This is a genomic window from Micromonospora sp. S-DT3-3-22, from assembly GCF_015354745.1.
GTDB lineage: Bacteria > Actinomycetota > Actinomycetes > Mycobacteriales > Micromonosporaceae > Micromonospora > Micromonospora wenchangensis.
The window spans coordinates 1-16028 of the sequence record NZ_JACGMO010000153.1 but is presented as its reverse complement, the minus strand read 5'-3'; the positions used below and the strand labels follow the sequence as shown (position 1 = coordinate 16028).

Sequence of the window (16028 nt, the reverse complement as noted above, 5' to 3'; positions counted from 1 at the left end):
TCGCGGCACGCCCCACGACCACGCGGACGCCGGCCACACGACGCACCCCCCGCACCCGGGCGGCGGGCGCGGTCGCCGACAGCACCACCGACGCATCCCAGGGGCAACTACCACCGGACCAGGCCACCGGCCCCGCCGGCATCCCCACCCCCGCGAACACACCCCCGGAAACAGCCACAGCGACAGAGCCGGGCACAGGAACAACAGCACCGGGCACACCGCCACGGAAGCGGGCCGCGCGAAAGGCGACGACGGCGGAGACCGCCCCGACCATCACCGGCCGGACCGTGCCCCGCACAAGGGCGACCCCACCGAAGAAGGCTTCACCGCAATCCACCCCCGAACCGACCACCACTCCGGCCACGGAAACCACCCCGCCCGTGAGGCGGCGACCGACCACCCGGCAGCGTCCGCCCGCCGGACCGGACCCCGTCGGCGCCCCGACCGCCGCCAGCACACCCGCCGTACCGACGACGGCGGACCCGGGCGGCGCGGCAGCGGGACGTCTGGAGCTGGCGGTGCTCCGGACCCGGCTACTGGCCCATCCGGGGTTCGCGCCGGAGTTGCTGGCCCTGGCGGCCGTCGAGGGAATCGGACCGCAGGCCCGGGAGTGGGCGCGCGGGCTGCGCGAGGCGTACCCGGATGCCGGTCCGGACGGCCTGGCCCGGCTGGCCACCCGGCGGTTCGTCAGGTGGGCCGGGGTGGGTGGGGCCACGGCGGCGGTGGCCGGGCTGTTCGCGCCGCTGGCCGAACTGGTGGCGGTGCTCTGGACGCAGTCGGCGCTGGTGCTGCACGTGGCGGCGGCGTACGGCCGGGACCCGGCCGACCCGGAGCGGGCGGTGGAGCTACTGGTGCTGACCCGGGTGCACCCGGACGCGGACAGTGCCCGCACCGCGCTGGACGCGGCGCGGGCGGCGGACGGGCCCGGCGACGGGCCGTGGCCGCGTGCGGCGGAGGCCGCGTGGCGGCTGGCGGCGCCGTTGGCCGCGCAGGCGGGTGGCTGGGCCGCGCTGCGGCTGGCGGCCCGGCTGCTGCCGGGGGCGGCGGTGCTGGCGACGGCGGCGGGTGACGTGGCGGCGGCCGACCTGCTGGCCGCCCGCGCGGTGGCCCGCTACCGGCCCGCCCGGACCGGCAGCTAGGAAGCCCGAAGAGCGGCGGCGACCGGCGACGCGGCGGGGACAGCGGCGGTCAGAGCCAGTCGAACCAGTCCCTGGGCAACAGCGAGTACCCGACGAAGGCGACCACGTCGAGCAGGGTGTGCGCCACGATCAGCGGCATCACCCGCCGGGTACGCAGGTAGAACAGGCTGAACACGACGCCCATCACGGCGTTGCCGACGAACGCGCCGAAGCCCTGGTAGAGGTGGTAGGAGCCGCGCAGGACCGCGCTGGTCGCGATGACCGCGCCGAGCCGCCACTGGAGTTGGCGCAGCCGGGTGACCAGGTAGCCGACCACGATCACCTCTTCCAGCACGGCGTTCTGCACGGCGGCGAGGACCAGCACCGGCACCGCCCACCACAGCGGCGGCAGGCCGGCGGGGACCAGGGTGGCGTTGATGCCGAGTTGCGCCGCCGCCCAGAACAGGGCCAGGCCGGGCAGGCCGATCAGCGCGGCCAGCCCGGCGCCCCGGGCGAGGTCCGACCCGGGCCGCCGCAGGTCCGCCCCGAGGGTCCGCGCCGGGTCGCCGGGGTCACGCGCCAGCAGGTGTACGGCGAGCAGCACCGGCAGCAGCGCGAAGACGATGCCGAGCAGCTGGTACGTCAGGTCGAGCCAGGGTCGGGCGGACCGTGAGGTGTTGAGCGAGGCGGTCTGCTGGGACAGCGGCCCGTCGGCGGTCAGTTTCGCGGCCAGCGACACCACGGCGTAGACGGCCGACTGCCCGAGTGACAGGCCGAGGACCAGCAGGGTCTCGGTGCCGAGGACCCGCCGGGACACCGGGTGGGTGTGCTGCTTAACGGTCACCGCACCACTCTGCCCGACGGGGTGGCCCGATCGCACCGGCCGGTGGGCCCAGATGAGCCGATCGCACATTCTGTGCGACCGGTGCATACGCTCCGTGGACATTCTATCGGGGCCCGATCCGCCGTCAGGAGGAGGACCGCCCCCCGTGGACAACTTCGCTCGGCTGCTGAAGGAGAGTTGGACCCTGGTCGAGGAGGACCGGGGCCGGCTGAGCGGTCGCTTCTACGCCCGGCTGTTCCTGCTCGATCCGGAGCTGCGCCGGCTGTTCCCGGTGGAGATGACGGGCCAGGGCGACCGGATCCTGGACGCGATCGTCACCGCCACCCAGGTGATGGACGACCCGGAGAGCTTCGACGAGTACCTGCGCTCGCTGGGGCGGGACCACCGCAAGTACCACGTCGACGCCGCGCACTACGCGACGATGGGGGTGGCGCTGCTCGACGCGCTGCGTACCACCGCCGGTGACGGCTGGAACCTGGAGTACGACCAGGCGTGGCGGGACGCGTACGCGGCGATCACGGCGACGATGCTGGCCGGGGCGGAGTCGGACGAGAACCCGCCGTACTGGCACGCGGAGGTGCTCACCCACGAGCGGTACGGCAGCGACACCGCCGTGCTGACCGTCCGCGCCCTCCAGCATCCGCTGGTGTGGAAGGCCGGCCAGTACGTCAGCGTCGAGGTGCCCCGGCACCTGCCCCGGGTGTGGCGCACGTACTCGGTGGCGAACGCGCCGAACGACGACAACGTGCTGGAGTTCCACGTGCGTACGCCGGTCGGCGCGGGCTGGGTCTCGGGGGCGTTGGTGCGCCGGACCAAACCGGGTGACCTGCTGCGGGTGGCCGCCCCGATGGGGTCGATGACGGTGGACCGCGATTCCGGGCGGGACATCCTCTGCGTGGCCGGCGGGGTGGGCCTGGCCCCGGTGAAGGCGATGGTGGAGGAACTGGCCGGCTGGAACCGGGCCCGCTGGGTGCACGTCTTCTACGGCGCCCGGCACGCCGACGAGCTGTACGGCCTGGCCGGGCTGGAGGAGCTGGTCGCCGCCCACCCCTGGTTGTCGGTGACCCCGTCGTGCAGCGACGACCCGGAGTTCGACGGCGAGCGGGGGGACGTCCCCGACGTGGTGGCCCGGTACGGCCCGTGGACGTCGCACGACTGTTACGTCTCCGGTTCCGCCGCGATGGTCCGGGCGACGTTGCGGGCTCTCGCCGAGGACGAGGTCCCGCCGCAGCACATCCGGTACGACACGTTCGGCAACCTGTAGAGCTTTACTCCCCCCGAACCGGGGCGCGTGCCCCCGCCCCCTGGGGCACGCGCCCCGGTCCCCTCCGTGCCCACCCGGATCGGCGTCCGGCGGGTCGAGCCGCGTTCAGACGTTGCTCTCGCGGTACTCCTCGACGGGGACCAGCGGCACGCCGGGGGCCATCCGGTCGGTCCAGGCCCGGCCGTCGAGGTGGTCGATCTCGTGGGCGACCAGCCGGGCCATCCCGTACGCGAACGAGGTGATCATCCGGCTGCCGTCGGCGCGGGCGTGTTCGACCTCGATGCGCAGCGGCCGGGCCACCAGGCCACGGTGGTCGGCGGCGGCGAGGCAGCCCTCGTACTGTTCGACGGTTTCCGGGCTCTCCCCGACCACCCGGGGGTTGACCAGGACGACCGGCGGGGCGGACCGGTCGGCGGGGCGGACCACGGCGACCGCGACGTCCAGGCCGATCTGCGGCGCGGCGAGACCGGTGCCGGCGCTGAGCGGGTGCACCTCCTCGGCCCGGGTCAGCAGGTCGGTGAGGCGGTCGGCCACTTCGCGGGCGGCGGCGGCCTCCCGGGGCAGGTGCAGGGGGCGGGCGGGTCGGCCGGGTGGGGTGGCCTCGGGGGGCAGCACGCCGAGGGCGCGCATCCGGTCGGCCGGGCGGGTCGGCACGGGGGGCGTCTCGACGGCTTCCTGCCGGAACCGCCACTGGAGGCGGAAGCGGGTGTTGAGCGGCGGGTCGTCGGTGGACCAGTCGAAGACCACCCGGTCCCCCCGGTCGTGGCGGCGTACCGGGGTGCGCAGCGGCCCCTCGTCGGCGGAGAGGGAGGTCTCCACCCCCCACACCCGGGGGTCGAGGGCCGCCGGGAGGTCCAGTCGTACGGCCAGGTGCCGGGTGGGCAGGCGGACGGCCCGTTGGAACCAGGGGCCCCACTTGACCCGGCCGACCCGGTAGGCGTACTCGACCTCGGCGCGTTCGCCGGGGTGCAGCGGGAACCGCCCCTCGGCGTTCTCGAACAGCAGCCAGATCTCCTTGTACGCGTCCCGGTCGTGGCGGACCCGCCAGTGCATCGGTTCGCGGGCGCCGTCGTCGTGGTGGACGGCCCGGAAGCGCAGCTCGGCGAAGGTGAGGGGGTGTTCGCGGTGGTGCCGGTTGGAGCGTCCGGGGTCGTCGGGCCACCTGTCGACGGCGACCCGGACGAGGTACCGGGTGACCGGTTCGGTGCCGGCGTTGTGCAGCCGACGGCGGATCACGCACCGGTAGGTGCCGTCGACCAGGGTGAGGGTGGCGGTCTCCCGTTCGACGACGAGCCCGGTGCCCGGGGGGAGCCACCGGCCGGGGGGCGCGGGTTCGCGGGGGCCGGGGGTGGCCCGGGTCTGCCGGAGCTGGTCGTACTCGCGGAACCGTTGCCAGATGACGCCCCCGGCGTCGAGGACGGCTTCGGCGCGGCGGGCGAAGTCCTCGGTGGGCCGGTGTCGCCGTCCCTCGACGTGGCTCACGTACGACGGGTCGAAGCCCATCATCGTGGCGAGTTGCTTCTTGGTCAGCCCTCGCCCCGTCCGGTGCCGGGCGAGTTCCGCCGCGAACGAATCGGCGGCCCGCTCCAGGGGAGAGGTCGTCATCAGCTTCCTCACGCAGCGCAGCCGGGATGACAAGTCTTCACGTTCTTCCCGCCGCCCTGCACCGAACTGGCACGTTGCCGACATATGCCTTGACATCGCCCGCGTTTTCCCCGCGTTCGGCCGGGTAGAGCCGAGTCGGGCCGATCCGCACCGACGGGACGGACATGGTGATCCCGGCCTCCCGATCCGCCTGCACAGAGGCTTCCCTCGGAGCCCCAGGCATGGTTAGGCTAGCCTTAGCTTCGCGGACGAAGGTTCACGGACGACCCCTCCGGCACCGGAGTGGCCGAGGAGACCGCCACCACCCGTGGCGGGCCGAGCGGGACGGGAGGGGGTCCGGATGACGGCGGTGATGCCCGGCCAGGATCTCGCCGGCCGACTCGCCCCGGTCACCGCCACCCTGCGCGCCATGTTCGGCACCGACGCGCTGCCCGGTCTCGCGCCCGGCCTGGTGGTCACCGACGAGATCGGCTGGAGCCCGGCCACCACCCTCGTCGACGGCACCCGGATGCCCGAGTTCCTGCGCGCCGCCGCCCGCCGCTGGGGTGGCACCCCGCACGCCTGCGCCGCGCTGGCCTGGAAGTCCTACAGCTACTGGACGGCGCTGCCGGTGGTGCTCGGCTGGGCCTCGGCCCGCCGGGTGCCGCTGCTCGACCCGGCCGACGTGCTGATCCACTTCGAGGACCACCGGCAACTGCTCACCATGGGCCTGCGCCGCTCGACGACCGTCGCGGTGCTGCCCGGTGACCCGCTCGCCCTCACCGGCCAGCCCGGCGTCTGGGTCGCCGCCGACGAGGCCGAGCTGCTCGGTCTCCTGCGTGCCTCGCTGCTCGACGCCCACCTCGCCCCGATGGTCACCGCCATCCAGGCGGAGGTACGGGTGGGTGCGCGTACCCTGCTCGGCTCGGTGGCCTCGGGGATCGCGCACGGCATCCTGCGCGCGACGGACGCCCTGCCCGGCCCGTCGGTGACCACCATCGACACCCTGCTCGGCACCCTCGGGCTGGCCGACCTGGTCGAACTGGTCCCCGGCCGCAGCGGCGAGCCGACCGTGCAGCGGCGCACCTGCTGCCTGGCGTTCACCCTGCCCAGCCCGAAGGTCTGCCAGGGCTGCTGCGTCCGCACGGCCTGACCCGGCGCCCCGGCGGGCTCACCCGCTATCCCGGCGGGCTCATCCGGTGAGCGGCCGGACGTCCCACCGCCACACCCCGCCGGTCCGGACGGGGGTGATGCCGGTCAGCGCGGTCATCGCCCGGCGCAACGCGTCGGCGTGCGGGTGCGGGCCGAGGATCACCACGCCGGCCCGCCAGTAGCGCAGGTCGGTGACGGCGGCCCGCCGGTCGGCGGCGGTGATCGGCGGTACGGTGCCGGTCCGCGCGATCCCGCCGAAGAAGTTGCTGGTCCGCCGGTAAGGGGCGGTGAACAGGGCGGCGTCCGGTTCGGGCGACCACGGCCGGGTGTCGGGGGCCAGGAAGTAACCCCGGGCCAGCGGCATCTCCAGCCCGGTCCGGGCCGACCAGCGCAGCGGGTCGGCGTAGGTGTTGTCGGGCGGCGGCAGGGTCACCACGCTGCGCCCTCCCGCCACGTACGGCCGCCAACCGCCGCTGGTGACGAACTGCGGCACCGGGTCGAGCCGGGTCGCCGGCAGCGGGGTCGGCAGCAGCGGCACCAGGGCCATCAGCAGGACGGTCACCGTGGCGAAGCGGATCTGCCGGCGGGCGGCCGGATGCCGGCGGGCGAGGTCGCGGGCCCGCTGGGTGCCGAGGGCCAGCAGCACCCCGACGATCGGGGTGATCGCCAGCGACCAGCGGGTGGGCACCACGGAGTGCAGCAGCGGCAGGTCCTCCAGCAACGCCCAGGGGGCGGGGATGCCGGTGTCGCGCCCGTTGAGCTGCACCTCCCGACCCAGGGACAGGACGGCGAAGAGCAGGCCGAGGACGGCCAGGCCGACCACCAGCGCGCTGCGCCGCAGCCACCAGACCAGGGCGACCGTGAGGACGGCCAGCGGCCAGCCGAAGAAGGCGTTCTCCTCGGTGGGGTTGCGGGCCAGCGGGCCGGCGGAGCGGGCGTCCCCGGCCAGCGACTCCCGGGACCAGCCGACGAACGCGCCGAGGTCGGTGCGGTACCCCCGGATCAGCCGGGACAGCCCGTGGTAGGAGCCCGGCCCGAACAGCTGCACGTACAGCGGGTAGGCGAGCAGCACGGCGGACAGCAGCGCGGCCACGCCGAGCCCGGCGACGAACGGTCGGGTCGCCGCGCGCAGCGGCGGTCGGCCGATGGCGAGGGCGCCGATCACCACCGCCAGGCCGATCGCGGTCATCAGCAGGATCTCCAGGTTGAGGAAGGCCTGCCAGACGACCAGCAGACCGAGCAGGAGCCCGTTGCGCAGCCACCGGCCCGGCTCGGCCAGCCGCAGGGTGCGCCAGATGATCAGTGGGACGACGAACTGGGAGACGATGTTCGGGTGGGCGTTGGCGTGCGACACCATCGCCGGGGCGTACGCGCAGAAGGCCGCGCCGAGCCAGGCCGGCCCCCGGGAGCGGGTGACCACCCGGGACAGGAAGAAGTACCAGGCGGTGCCGGTGGCCGCCATTCCCAGGGTGAGAAAGACAAGAAATGACCAGTGCGGCCCGAAGAGGACAGTGACCGGGGTCATCGGGATTGAGACGGATAATACCGAGGTATTCGCCATCAGGTTGACGCCGTCGGGCACGTTCATCCGGTCCGAACCGAACGGATAGCTCCATTCCGTGACCACTCGCGCGCCGTGCGCCATCATCCACTCGAACTGCGCCTGGTCCGACCGGTTGTCGCGTACCCCGGCCGCCGGGTCGCGCCAGAACCGGGCGGTCACCCAGAACGCCAGCAGGAGGTAGCTGACCACGGCCGACACGTCCCACCGCCACCCGGCGGCCGACGGCCGAGCCGGCGCCGACGGACCGGCGCGCGGCGAACGGCCTGCCGGGAGCACCCGCCGCCAGCGTCGCCGGACGACCCGTCGGGCCGGTGTCGGTCCGGCGTCCCCGACGTCGGATCGACCGGTCCCGCGCTCCGATTCGGGAGTAGTCATAACAATTCAGAGCGTAGTTGGCCTATGGCGGTCACGTGACATGTTTCGGGTACTGCCGTACTATGTGCCGGGTTCGCCGACCGCCGATCACGTGCCCTCCCCCGACCACATTTCGGCCCTCACAGTGCCCCGTTTCCTCCGCCCCTGACGCGGATGATTCACTCTGTCGGTCCAGGCGCGGGTCAGTCATATCGTGAGGAATCGACGCATGGCAGAAATCACTGGGGATCAGCGCGTCCAGTCAGAGGTGCTGGAGGGCCTGGCCACCGCGGTCAACCACCGTCGGTGGTTCGTCGAACTGGCGGTGCCCCACCTCGGTGACGACCCGATCGAGATCGGCAGTGGCCTGGGCGACTACGCCCTGGAGTGGGCGCGGCACGTGCCCCGGTTCACCGCCACCGAGGCCGACCCGGACCGGCTGATCCTGCTCAAGGAGCGGCTGGTCGACGAGCCGACCATCGAGGTCCGCGAAATGCTGCTGCCGCACCCGGGCGGCGGCGACTACAGCGCGGCCGTCTCGTACAACGTGCTGGAGCACATCGAGGACCACGTGGGCGCGCTGCGCAGCATGCGCGACCTGGTCCGGCCCGGCGGCGCGGTGATCATCATCGTGCCGGCGTTCCAGTTCGCGATGGGCCCCGCCGACATCGCCACCGGTCACGTGCGCCGCTACACCAAGAAGACCCTCGGCGACGCGATGACCGCGGCCGGGCTGCGGGTCGAGACGATGCACTACGCCAACGCCCTCGGCCTGATCGGCTACTTCATGGCCACCAAGGTCTTCCGGCTGATGCCGAAGGAGGGGCCGATGGTCAAGGTGTACGACACCCTCGTCCTGCCCGCCACCAAGGCCGCCGAGCAGCTCGTCCGGCCGCCGTTCGGCCAGTCCGTCTTCGCCGTCGCCCGGGTGCCCGGCTGACCGGACCGCGCGCCCGCCGGTCCCGCGTGCGCGGGACCGGCGGACCACCGGTCACTCCTTGATCTGGTACGTCGGGCGGATGACCGCCCGCGCCAGGGTGTGGAACGCCAGGTTGAAGCCGACGTACGCGGGGCTGGCGTCCGGCCCGACGCCGAGCGTGTCGACGTCGACCGCGTGCACGGCGAAGACGTACCGGTGCGGGCGGTCACCCGGAGGTGGGGCGGCGCCGCCGTAGCCGGTGTCGCCGTAGTCGTTACGGACGCTGAACGCGCCGCCCAGGTCCGCCTCCCGTACGCCGGTCGGCAGGCTGGTCGTCGAGGCGGGCACGTCGACCAGCACCCAGTGCCAGAAGCCGCTGCCGGTGGGGGCGTCCGGGTCGAAGCAGGTCACCACGAAACTCTTCGTCCCGGCCGGGAAGCCCGACCAGGCCAGGTGCGGGGAGACGTTCTCGCCACCGGTGCTGCCGTGCGCGTACCGGGCGTCCATCGGCTCGCCGTTGTGCACGTCGTCACTGGTCAGGTCGAACGCCGAGACGGTCGGCAGCAGCTCGTACGGGTCCGGGGCGATCGGTCGTTCCAGGGTCATCGGGAAGGTCCTTCCGGTGTACGCGATGTTCTCCGCCCTTCTTACCCCGCCGGGCCCGGACAACGAACCGGAAGCACCGCGCACCGTCGGGCCGCCAGAATGAGGGGACGCGGCGGACGACCGGGAGGGCACATGCAGGACACCGAACGTGAGGCGGAACTGTTGGAGGCGGAGCGCCGTCTCCAGGCCGCCCAGCGGGCCGGCGACGTGGCCGCGCTCGACGCCCTGCTCGACGACCGCCTGATCGCCGTCGGGCCGGACGGTCGCACCTTCGGCAAGGAGGACGACCTGTCCGCCCACCGCAGCGGCACCTCGGTGCTCGACGAACTGGTGGAGGAGGAACTGGAGCTGGTCGTGGCCGGCACCACCGGGGTGACGTTCTTCCGGGGGCGGGTCAGCGGCACCTTCGCGGGCGAGCCGTTCGCGGCGCGGTTGCGCTACACCCGCACCTGGGCCTACGACGACGGGTACGGCTGGCGCATCCTCGCCGCCCACCTCAGCCCCGTCCCCTGACCCGGCTGTCCGGGCTGCTCGCTGGCCGACGCAGGGCGGCTGTCACCGGTCAGGACTCCGTCGGGGCGGCGACGCGCACCCGGGGATCGCCGCTGTTCAGGCCGGCCGAAGGGTTGCCTGCTCTCCAGCTTCGCGGGCTGCACGAAGATCGACCGACGAGCGACCGCGTCGCCTCTGGCGTCCAGTTGGTAGACGTCCAACCAGCACCACCCGTCGTAGGTGATCCAGTCGAGCACCCGGATGACCCGGCACGAGATCGGCTTGACGAACTGCACGCTCGCGGCGCGGGTGACGTACACCAGGTCGCCGGCCTCCGGCAGCGACGCCTTCATCGATGGCCCCGGATGTGACGTAGCCTGCGCCACGCCCTGATCCGGGCACGGGCGGCCTCGACCAGCGGGCAGAAGCCGCCCTCGGTGCATCTGCCGCACCGGCTGTGGCGGTGGTGGTCCAGGCAGTCCCACGCCGACTGGACCAGGAGCGGCACTCCGCTGCGCGCATCCACCGCGCCCCGGCGGACAACCCTCAGCCGGCAGGGGCAGTCAGCACGGGCGGCGCGCGGATAGGGCTGTGGTGGCGTGCTCCGGACCCGAGCCCACGCGCCGGCCTGATTCGGATAGGCGGTGGCCGGACCAGTGCGATCCAACGGCGGGGAGGCACCCGGACGACCAGCCAGCCGGCGCAGGGCATGCATCACCAATGAGCGCAGCATTAGCGTCCGGTCCTTCCTCCAACGTTTACGACCCAACCAAACGGTAAAGCAACTGGTTCGATAAGTACAGGAGGTTCAGCTTGTATAGTAGGTGTAGTACCTACCTAACGATCCGGGCTTCCTGGTCGTCCGTAGGTTGACGTCATGGTCGACCAGTTCTCGCCGACACCCCTCTACGTGCAGCTCGCCGACCTGATCACCAAGCGCATCGAGTCGGGCGAGTTGCAGCCGCTCAAGCCGCTACCGAGCGAGCTGCGGCTACAGCAGGAGTACGGGGTAGCGCGCGGCACGGTCCGCGCGGCGATCGCCCTGCTACGGAAGCGCGGACTGGTCATGACCATGCCCCAGCGTGGCACCTACGTCACCGAGAGCCGCACTAAGACGTAGGCCCCGGCCAGGCGTGGGACGCCAGAAGGAGATCATCATCGGGCCGGAGGATGGCCTCATCAGCCCGGCCGTGGTCGCCGAACGGATTGAACTGGTCACCGTTCACCATCTGGTGATGAAACGGCTCCGGGACTGGATCGCGAGATACCTGCCGGCGACATGACCTGCCGTCAGCCTCTGGAGCGGGGACAGGCCCGGACGGCGGGGCTGTTGGTGGACCCACTGACCGGCGGAGGGTGTGGGATTCGAACCCACGAAGACATCGCTGCCTTACCGGTTTTCAAGACCAGCGCCATCGGCCACTAGGCGAACCCTCCCGAACCGCCACCCGGGGGTGCGCGGCCCGTGCCTAGTCTGCCACGAACCGCGTCCGGACGAGCCGGCCCATCGCCGTCGGGCGCGGTTCGGCGTACCGGAAGGGGGTCCTTGATCCCTGGCATGACCAGCATGACCTCACCCGGACGGTCCACTGTGGCCGAAATTCCGGCCGTCGTGGGCGAGTGGTGGACCGCCCGGGGCGACGGCCGGTGGATATTGCCGGCCGGACCTGCCCGCATGGCGCTTGTCGTCGGACGGGCGTGGTTCGTGGCCCGGATCGGGTAAGACTGGGCCATGCACGCGATCACGATCCCGAAACCCGGTGGACCCGACGCGCTCGTCTGGGCGGAGGTGCCCGACCCGGAGCCCGGCGCGGGTGAGGTGGTCGTCGAGGTGACCGCCAGCGCGGTCAACCGGGCCGACCTGCTCCAGCGGCAGGGGCAGTATCCGCCGCCGCCGGGCGCGCCCGCGTACCCCGGGTTGGAGTGTTCGGGGGTGATCGGCGCGGTCGGCGCGGGGGTGACCGGGTGGGCGGTGGGTCAGCCGGTGTGCGCGCTGCTGGCCGGCGGCGGGTACGCCGAGCGGGTGGCCGTGCCGGCCGGGCAGCTGCTGCCGGTGCCGGCCGGTGTCGACCCGGTCGACGCCGCCGCGCTGCCCGAGGTGGCCTGTACGGTCTGGTCGAACCTGGTCCGGGTGGCCCACCTGGGCCGGGGCGAGACGCTGCTGGTGCACGGCGGCGGCAGCGGCATCGGCACGTTCGCGGTGCAGTTCGGCGCGGCGCTGGGCGCGACAGTCGTGGCGACCGCCCGGTCGGCCAAGCACGACCGGCTGCACGAGCTGGGGGCCGTGCACACCGTCGACTACCGCGAGCAGGATTTCGTGGCGGAGGTCCGGCGGGTCACCGACGGGCGGGGGGCGGACGTGATCCTCGACATCATGGGCGCGTCCTACCTGGCCCGGAACGTGGCGGCGCTGGCCGACGGCGGCCGGCTGGTGGTGATCGGCATGCAGGGCGGCCGGAAGGCGGAGCTGGACCTGGGCGCGCTGCTGGCGAGGCGGGCCTCGGTGGCGGCGACCGCGCTACGGTCCCGTCCGCTGGCCGACAAGGCGGACATCGTGCGGGGCGTACGGGAGCAGGTGTGGCCGCTGGTCGAGGCGGGCGCGGTCCGGCCGATCGTGGACCGGCGGCTGCCGATGCGCGACGCCGCGCAGGCACACCGGCTGGTCGAGTCGAGCGACCACGTGGGCAAGGTGCTGCTCACGACCGGGTGAGATCCGCCGGGCCACAAGTTGGTGCCGCCCGACCGGGAACGCTCAGGCCGGCGGACGCGGGCCGTCCCGGCGGGGCAGCACCAGGCGGGCACCGGGGCCTTCGCCGGCCAGCGTGTCGCCCGGGTTGTAGAGGGTGCAGCGCTGCAACGAGAGGCAGCCGCAGCCGATGCAGCCGTCGAGGTCGTCACGGAGCTTGCCGAGCAGCTTGATCCGTTCGTCCAGCCGTTCCCGCCAGGTGCGGGAGAGGGCGGCCCAGTCGTCGGGGCTGGGGGCGCGGGACGAGGGCAGCGAGTCCAGCGCGGCACGGATCTCGTCCAGCGAGATGCCGACCTGCTGGGAGATCCGGATGAACGCCACCCGGCGTAGCTCGGTGCGGGCGTAGCGGCGCTGGTTGCCGCCGGTGCGCTCGGCGTGGATCAGCCCGAGGCGTTCGTAGTAGCGCAGCGCCGACTGGGCTACCCCGCTGCGCGCGGAGAGCTGACCGATGGTGAGTGACTCGTGCATCACTGCCCTTGAGTTGAAGTTAACTTCAAGTAGCACGCTAGCCACATGACCACACCGACCGCAACCCGCCCGCCGGGCCGCGTCCTGCCCGCCCCCGTCGTCGGGCCGCTGGAGCGCATCCGCGCCGGTAGCACCTACGACGCCAACGTGTACTCCACCGTCGACGTGCACTGGGTGCTCTACGACCGGGTCCTGCGGGTCACCCCGGCCACCGTCGACGACCCGGACCGGGACCGTTTCCTGCTCTCCAAGGGGCACGCCGTGGCCGGCTACTACGCCGTACTCGCCGCGAAGGGGTTCATCCCCGTCGACTGGCTCGACGACGCGGGCGGGCCCGACAGCCGCCTCGGCGGCCATCCCGACCGCACCCTCGTCCCCGGGGTCGAGATCGGCTCCGGCTCCCTCGGCCACGGCCTCGGGCTGGGCGTGGGCACCGCGCTCGGCCTGCGTGCCCAGGGCCGCGCCACCCCCCGGGTGTACGTCCTGCTCGGCGACGCCGAACTCGACGAGGGCTCCAACCACGAGGCGATCGCGTACGCCGGTGCGACCGGCCTGGCCGGGCTCACCGCGATCGTGGTCGACAACGCGTCGGCCAGTCACGGCTGGCCGGGCGGGGTGGCCAGCCGGTTCACCGTCAACGGCTGGACCGCCGCCACCGTCGACGGGCACGACCACGACGCCCTGCACGCCGCCCTCACCCGCCACGACGGCCACCGCCCCCACGTCGTCGTCGCGGTCGACGGACCGACCCCGGGGAGCGAAGAATGACCATGCGGGACACCTTCGTCGCCAGCGCCACCGGGTTCCTCGCCGACCCCCGGACCACGATCGTGCTGGCCGACATCTCCGCCGATGCCTTCACCGAGGCGGGCCGACGGTATCCGGACCGGGTGGTCAACGTGGGCATCCGGGAACAGTTGATGATCGGGGTGGCCGGTGGGCTCGCCCTCACCGGGCAGCGCCCGATCGTGCACAGCTACGCCCCGTTCCTCGTCGAGCGGGCGTACGAGCAGATCAAGCTGGACCTCGACCACCAGGGCGTCGGCGCGGTGCTGGTCAGCATCGGCGCGTCGTACGACCGGGCGGAGGCCGGACGGACCCACCTCGCCCCGGCCGACGTCGCCCTGATCGACACCCTCGACGGCTGGACCGTGCACGTGCCCGGCCACCCCGACGAGGTGCCCGACCTGCTCCGCGAGGCGGTCTGCGGGCAGCACTCGACCTACCTGCGGCTGTCGCTGCGCAGCAACGCGCGGGCGTACCCGAAGGCGGGTGGGTTGCAGGTGTTACGCGACGCCGGGGCGGACGCGGCGCTGCTGGTGGCGGTCGGTCCGGTGCTCGACGCCGCGCTCGCGGCGGTGGCCGGCCTGCCGGTGACGGTGGCCTACACGCACCGGCCCCGGCCGTTCGACGTGAGCGGGCTGCGGGCGTTGGCCGGCGGCGAGGTGATCGTGGTGGAGCCCTACCTGGCCGGCACCTCGACACGGGTGGTGGCCGAGGCGCTGGCCGACCGGCCGCACCGGCTGCTCAGCCTCGGCGTTGGTCGGGCGGAACTGCGGCGCTACGGCACGGCCGAGGACCACGACCGGTGGCACGGCCTCGACCCGGCCGGGCTGCGCCGGGCGATCGACGGGTTCCTGACCCCGGCGGGATGACCGAGGGCGAACCGGGAGGGCGGGTCAGCGGGACGTGCGGTCGGGCCGGGGGCGGGTCCGCTCCCGGCCGAGGATCCAGATCGCCTCGACCCCGTCCCTCCAGGTGATCTTCTTGCCCTCCTCGCGCCCGCGCGCCCGGTAGCTGATCGGCACCTCGTACGGGCGGATGCGCCGACGCAGCAGCTTGCCGGTCACCTCCGCCTCCATCCCGAAACCCCGGGACCGGATGCCCAACGACCGGTACAGCGCGACCGGCATCAGCTTGAAACACGTCTCCAGGTCGCCGATGTAGGAGTTGAACAGCACGTTCGCCGCCATCGTGACGCCCTTGTTGCCCATCACGTACCAGAAGCTGTAGGCGCTGTGGCTGCCGAAGGTGCGGTTGCCGTAGACCACGGTGGCCCGCCCGTCGAGCACCGGGGCGAGCAGCCGGGGAATGTCCTGCGGGTCGTACTCCAGGTCGGCGTCGAGGATGACCATGTACTCACCCTCGGCGCTGGCCACGGCCGTCTTGATGGCCGCGCCCTTGCCCGCGTTGCGGGGGTGGGTGATCACCCGCAGCCGCGAGTCGTCCGCCCGGCCGAGGATCTCCCCGGTGCCGTCCCGGCTGCCGTCGTCCACCACGACCAGCTCGATCTCGCAGGGATAATCGACCGCCAATGCCTGCTTGAGGGCATCCGCGATGCGTTCTTCCTCGTTGTAGACCGGCATGAGGATCGAGAGCTTCACGGGAATCTCCACGGTGGCGACAGTGAGTCGGGCCTAGCCTAGCCTGGCAGGTCAGCCGCGCGAGGGTCGCCACCGCAGCGGCGGGGTGCCCGTCCAGCCGTCGCCACCGCACGGCCGGCACCCGGTCATTCAGGAGGATGGTGTTTACTTCCGCCCATGTCGGCAGCCGGCTGGATGCTCGTGGCGGCCCCCGTCGCGGCGCTCGTGCTACTCACCGCCCTCCTGCGCCCCCGGGCCGCCGGGGTGGTCGCCCCGCACCGCCTCGGCGTGGTCCGGGCCGCCCTGCTGACCGGCGTCTTCGCCGTGCTGACCGTGGAGGTGCTGGGCGCCCTCGACGCGCTCACCCTGCCCGCCTTCGCCCTGGCCTGGCTGCTCTTCGTCGCCGGGGTCGCGGTGGCGGCCGGCCGGCGACGCGACCCCGCCGCACCCCCGGCCGCCGTCGTCGAGGTGATCCGCGCGGTCCTGCCGGGTATGCGGGCCCGCGGCGACGGCTGGATCGTCAACATGTCGTCGGTGGCCGGCCTCGTCGGCGC

General features: G+C 73.1%; 16 protein-coding genes, 1 tRNA gene and 3 pseudogenes. 11 read left to right on the top strand and 9 right to left on the bottom strand.

Annotation, left to right across the window (positions count from 1 at the left end):
* Window positions 1–364: pseudogene (locus tag H1A17_RS34890) on the bottom strand (hypothetical protein); the annotation flags it as partial.
* 16 nt (window positions 365–380) lie between these two features.
* On the opposite strand from H1A17_RS34890, the gene H1A17_RS30105 reads away from it, so the two are divergent.
* Window positions 381–1139, top strand: coding sequence for a hypothetical protein (locus tag H1A17_RS30105; RefSeq protein WP_228544504.1), 759 nt, complete (start codon window positions 381–383; stop codon window positions 1137–1139).
* A 49-nt stretch (window positions 1140–1188) separates the two neighbouring features.
* Here H1A17_RS30105 and H1A17_RS30100 read toward each other — a convergent pair whose 3' ends face one another.
* Window positions 1189–1962: a CPBP family intramembrane glutamic endopeptidase gene (locus tag H1A17_RS30100; protein WP_309236902.1), complete on the bottom strand. Its 774-nt coding sequence runs from the start codon at window positions 1960–1962 to the stop codon at window positions 1189–1191.
* A gap of 145 nt (window positions 1963–2107) precedes the next feature.
* Between H1A17_RS30100 and H1A17_RS30095 the strand changes: the two genes are divergently transcribed.
* The gene (locus H1A17_RS30095) at window positions 2108–3226 is read left to right on the top strand and encodes a globin domain-containing protein (RefSeq protein ID WP_145922361.1); all 1119 of its coding nucleotides are present in this window, start codon (window positions 2108–2110) and stop codon (window positions 3224–3226) included.
* Window positions 3227–3331: 105 nt separating this feature from the next.
* Here H1A17_RS30095 and H1A17_RS30090 read toward each other — a convergent pair whose 3' ends face one another.
* Window positions 3332–4831, bottom strand: a complete 1500-nt coding sequence (locus H1A17_RS30090) for a peptide deformylase (protein ID WP_145922362.1) — start codon at window positions 4829–4831, stop codon at window positions 3332–3334.
* A gap of 352 nt (window positions 4832–5183) precedes the next feature.
* Here H1A17_RS30090 and H1A17_RS30085 point away from each other — a divergent pair, with 352 nt between their 5' ends.
* On the top strand, window positions 5184–5963 hold the full coding sequence (locus H1A17_RS30085; RefSeq protein WP_194823480.1) for a hypothetical protein: 780 nt from the start codon (window positions 5184–5186) through the stop codon (window positions 5961–5963).
* A gap of 39 nt (window positions 5964–6002) precedes the next feature.
* Here the strand turns inward: H1A17_RS30085 and H1A17_RS30080 are convergent, their stop codons facing one another.
* Window positions 6003–7724 (bottom strand): hypothetical protein, encoded by a 1722-nt coding sequence (locus H1A17_RS30080; RefSeq protein WP_194823477.1) that lies wholly within the window; start codon window positions 7722–7724, stop codon window positions 6003–6005.
* A gap of 385 nt (window positions 7725–8109) precedes the next feature.
* Between H1A17_RS30080 and H1A17_RS30075 the strand changes: the two genes are divergently transcribed.
* The gene (locus H1A17_RS30075; RefSeq protein ID WP_145922364.1) at window positions 8110–8820 is read left to right on the top strand and encodes a class I SAM-dependent methyltransferase; all 711 of its coding nucleotides are present in this window, start codon (window positions 8110–8112) and stop codon (window positions 8818–8820) included.
* Between the two features lie 51 nt (window positions 8821–8871).
* Here H1A17_RS30075 and H1A17_RS30070 read toward each other — a convergent pair whose 3' ends face one another.
* A complete protein-coding gene (locus tag H1A17_RS30070; protein WP_194823476.1) occupies window positions 8872–9405 on the bottom strand; it encodes a YbhB/YbcL family Raf kinase inhibitor-like protein in 534 nt (177 codons plus the stop codon).
* Window positions 9406–9537: 132 nt separating this feature from the next.
* Between H1A17_RS30070 and H1A17_RS30065 the strand changes: the two genes are divergently transcribed.
* Window positions 9538–9918, top strand: a complete 381-nt coding sequence (locus H1A17_RS30065) for a nuclear transport factor 2 family protein (RefSeq protein ID WP_145922366.1) — start codon at window positions 9538–9540, stop codon at window positions 9916–9918.
* 110 nt (window positions 9919–10028) lie between these two features.
* On the opposite strand, the pseudogene H1A17_RS30060 reads toward H1A17_RS30065, so the two are convergent.
* Window positions 10029–10250: pseudogene (locus tag H1A17_RS30060) on the bottom strand (hypothetical protein); the annotation flags it as partial.
* A gap of 524 nt (window positions 10251–10774) precedes the next feature.
* Here H1A17_RS30060 and H1A17_RS30055 point away from each other — a divergent pair.
* Together H1A17_RS30055 and H1A17_RS30050 are read left to right on the top strand one after the other, a co-directional pair.
* Window positions 10775–11017: a winged helix-turn-helix domain-containing protein gene (locus tag H1A17_RS30055; protein ID WP_145922367.1), complete on the top strand. Its 243-nt coding sequence runs from the start codon at window positions 10775–10777 to the stop codon at window positions 11015–11017.
* Between the two features lie 13 nt (window positions 11018–11030).
* Window positions 11031–11180, top strand: a complete 150-nt coding sequence (locus H1A17_RS30050; protein ID WP_168222355.1) for a hypothetical protein — start codon at window positions 11031–11033, stop codon at window positions 11178–11180.
* 67 nt (window positions 11181–11247) lie between these two features.
* Here H1A17_RS30050 and H1A17_RS30045 read toward each other — a convergent pair.
* A tRNA-Ser gene (locus tag H1A17_RS30045) sits at window positions 11248–11334 on the bottom strand.
* Window positions 11335–11629: 295 nt separating this feature from the next.
* On the opposite strand from H1A17_RS30045, the gene H1A17_RS30040 reads away from it, so the two are divergent.
* Window positions 11630–12607, top strand: coding sequence for an NAD(P)H-quinone oxidoreductase (locus tag H1A17_RS30040; protein WP_194823475.1), 978 nt, complete (start codon window positions 11630–11632; stop codon window positions 12605–12607).
* A gap of 42 nt (window positions 12608–12649) precedes the next feature.
* Here H1A17_RS30040 and soxR read toward each other — a convergent pair whose 3' ends face one another.
* Window positions 12650–13111, bottom strand: coding sequence for a redox-sensitive transcriptional activator SoxR (gene soxR / locus H1A17_RS30035; RefSeq protein WP_145923118.1), 462 nt, complete (start codon window positions 13109–13111; stop codon window positions 12650–12652).
* 45 nt (window positions 13112–13156) lie between these two features.
* On the opposite strand from soxR, the gene H1A17_RS30030 reads away from it, so the two are divergent.
* Both H1A17_RS30030 and H1A17_RS30025 read left to right on the top strand, forming a co-directional pair.
* On the top strand, window positions 13157–13879 hold the full coding sequence (locus tag H1A17_RS30030) for a transketolase (protein WP_194823474.1): 723 nt from the start codon (window positions 13157–13159) through the stop codon (window positions 13877–13879).
* A gap of 2 nt (window positions 13880–13881) precedes the next feature.
* A complete protein-coding gene (locus tag H1A17_RS30025; protein WP_194823479.1) occupies window positions 13882–14766 on the top strand; it encodes a transketolase family protein in 885 nt (294 codons plus the stop codon).
* 24 nt (window positions 14767–14790) lie between these two features.
* Here the strand turns inward: H1A17_RS30025 and H1A17_RS30020 are convergent, their stop codons facing one another.
* Window positions 14791–15495, bottom strand: a complete 705-nt coding sequence (locus tag H1A17_RS30020) for a glycosyltransferase family 2 protein (RefSeq protein WP_194823473.1) — start codon at window positions 15493–15495, stop codon at window positions 14791–14793.
* 156 nt (window positions 15496–15651) lie between these two features.
* Between H1A17_RS30020 and H1A17_RS34885 the strand changes: the two are divergent.
* A pseudogene (locus H1A17_RS34885) lies at window positions 15652–16028 on the top strand (hypothetical protein); the annotation flags it as partial.

Excerpts from the sequence above, each read along its gene's own strand:
- H1A17_RS30090 (WP_145922362.1), bottom strand. The coding sequence starts at position 4,831 with ATGACGACCTCTCCCCTGGAGCGGGCCGCCGATTCGTTCGCGGCGGAA.
- H1A17_RS30085 (WP_194823480.1), top strand. The coding sequence starts at position 5,184 with ATGCCCGGCCAGGATCTCGCCGGCCGACTCGCCCCGGTCACCGCCACC.
- H1A17_RS30030 (WP_194823474.1), top strand. The coding sequence starts at position 13,157 with ATGACCACACCGACCGCAACCCGCCCGCCGGGCCGCGTCCTGCCCGCC.
- H1A17_RS30025 (WP_194823479.1), top strand. The coding sequence starts at position 13,882 with ATGCGGGACACCTTCGTCGCCAGCGCCACCGGGTTCCTCGCCGACCCC.
- H1A17_RS30065 (WP_145922366.1), top strand. The coding sequence starts at position 9,538 with ATGCAGGACACCGAACGTGAGGCGGAACTGTTGGAGGCGGAGCGCCGT.
- H1A17_RS30075 (WP_145922364.1), top strand. The coding sequence starts at position 8,110 with ATGGCAGAAATCACTGGGGATCAGCGCGTCCAGTCAGAGGTGCTGGAG.
- soxR (WP_145923118.1), bottom strand. The coding sequence starts at position 13,111 with ATGCACGAGTCACTCACCATCGGTCAGCTCTCCGCGCGCAGCGGGGTA.
- H1A17_RS30040 (WP_194823475.1), top strand. The coding sequence starts at position 11,630 with ATGCACGCGATCACGATCCCGAAACCCGGTGGACCCGACGCGCTCGTC.
- H1A17_RS30070 (WP_194823476.1), bottom strand. The coding sequence starts at position 9,405 with ATGACCCTGGAACGACCGATCGCCCCGGACCCGTACGAGCTGCTGCCG.
- H1A17_RS30055 (WP_145922367.1), top strand. The coding sequence starts at position 10,775 with ATGGTCGACCAGTTCTCGCCGACACCCCTCTACGTGCAGCTCGCCGAC.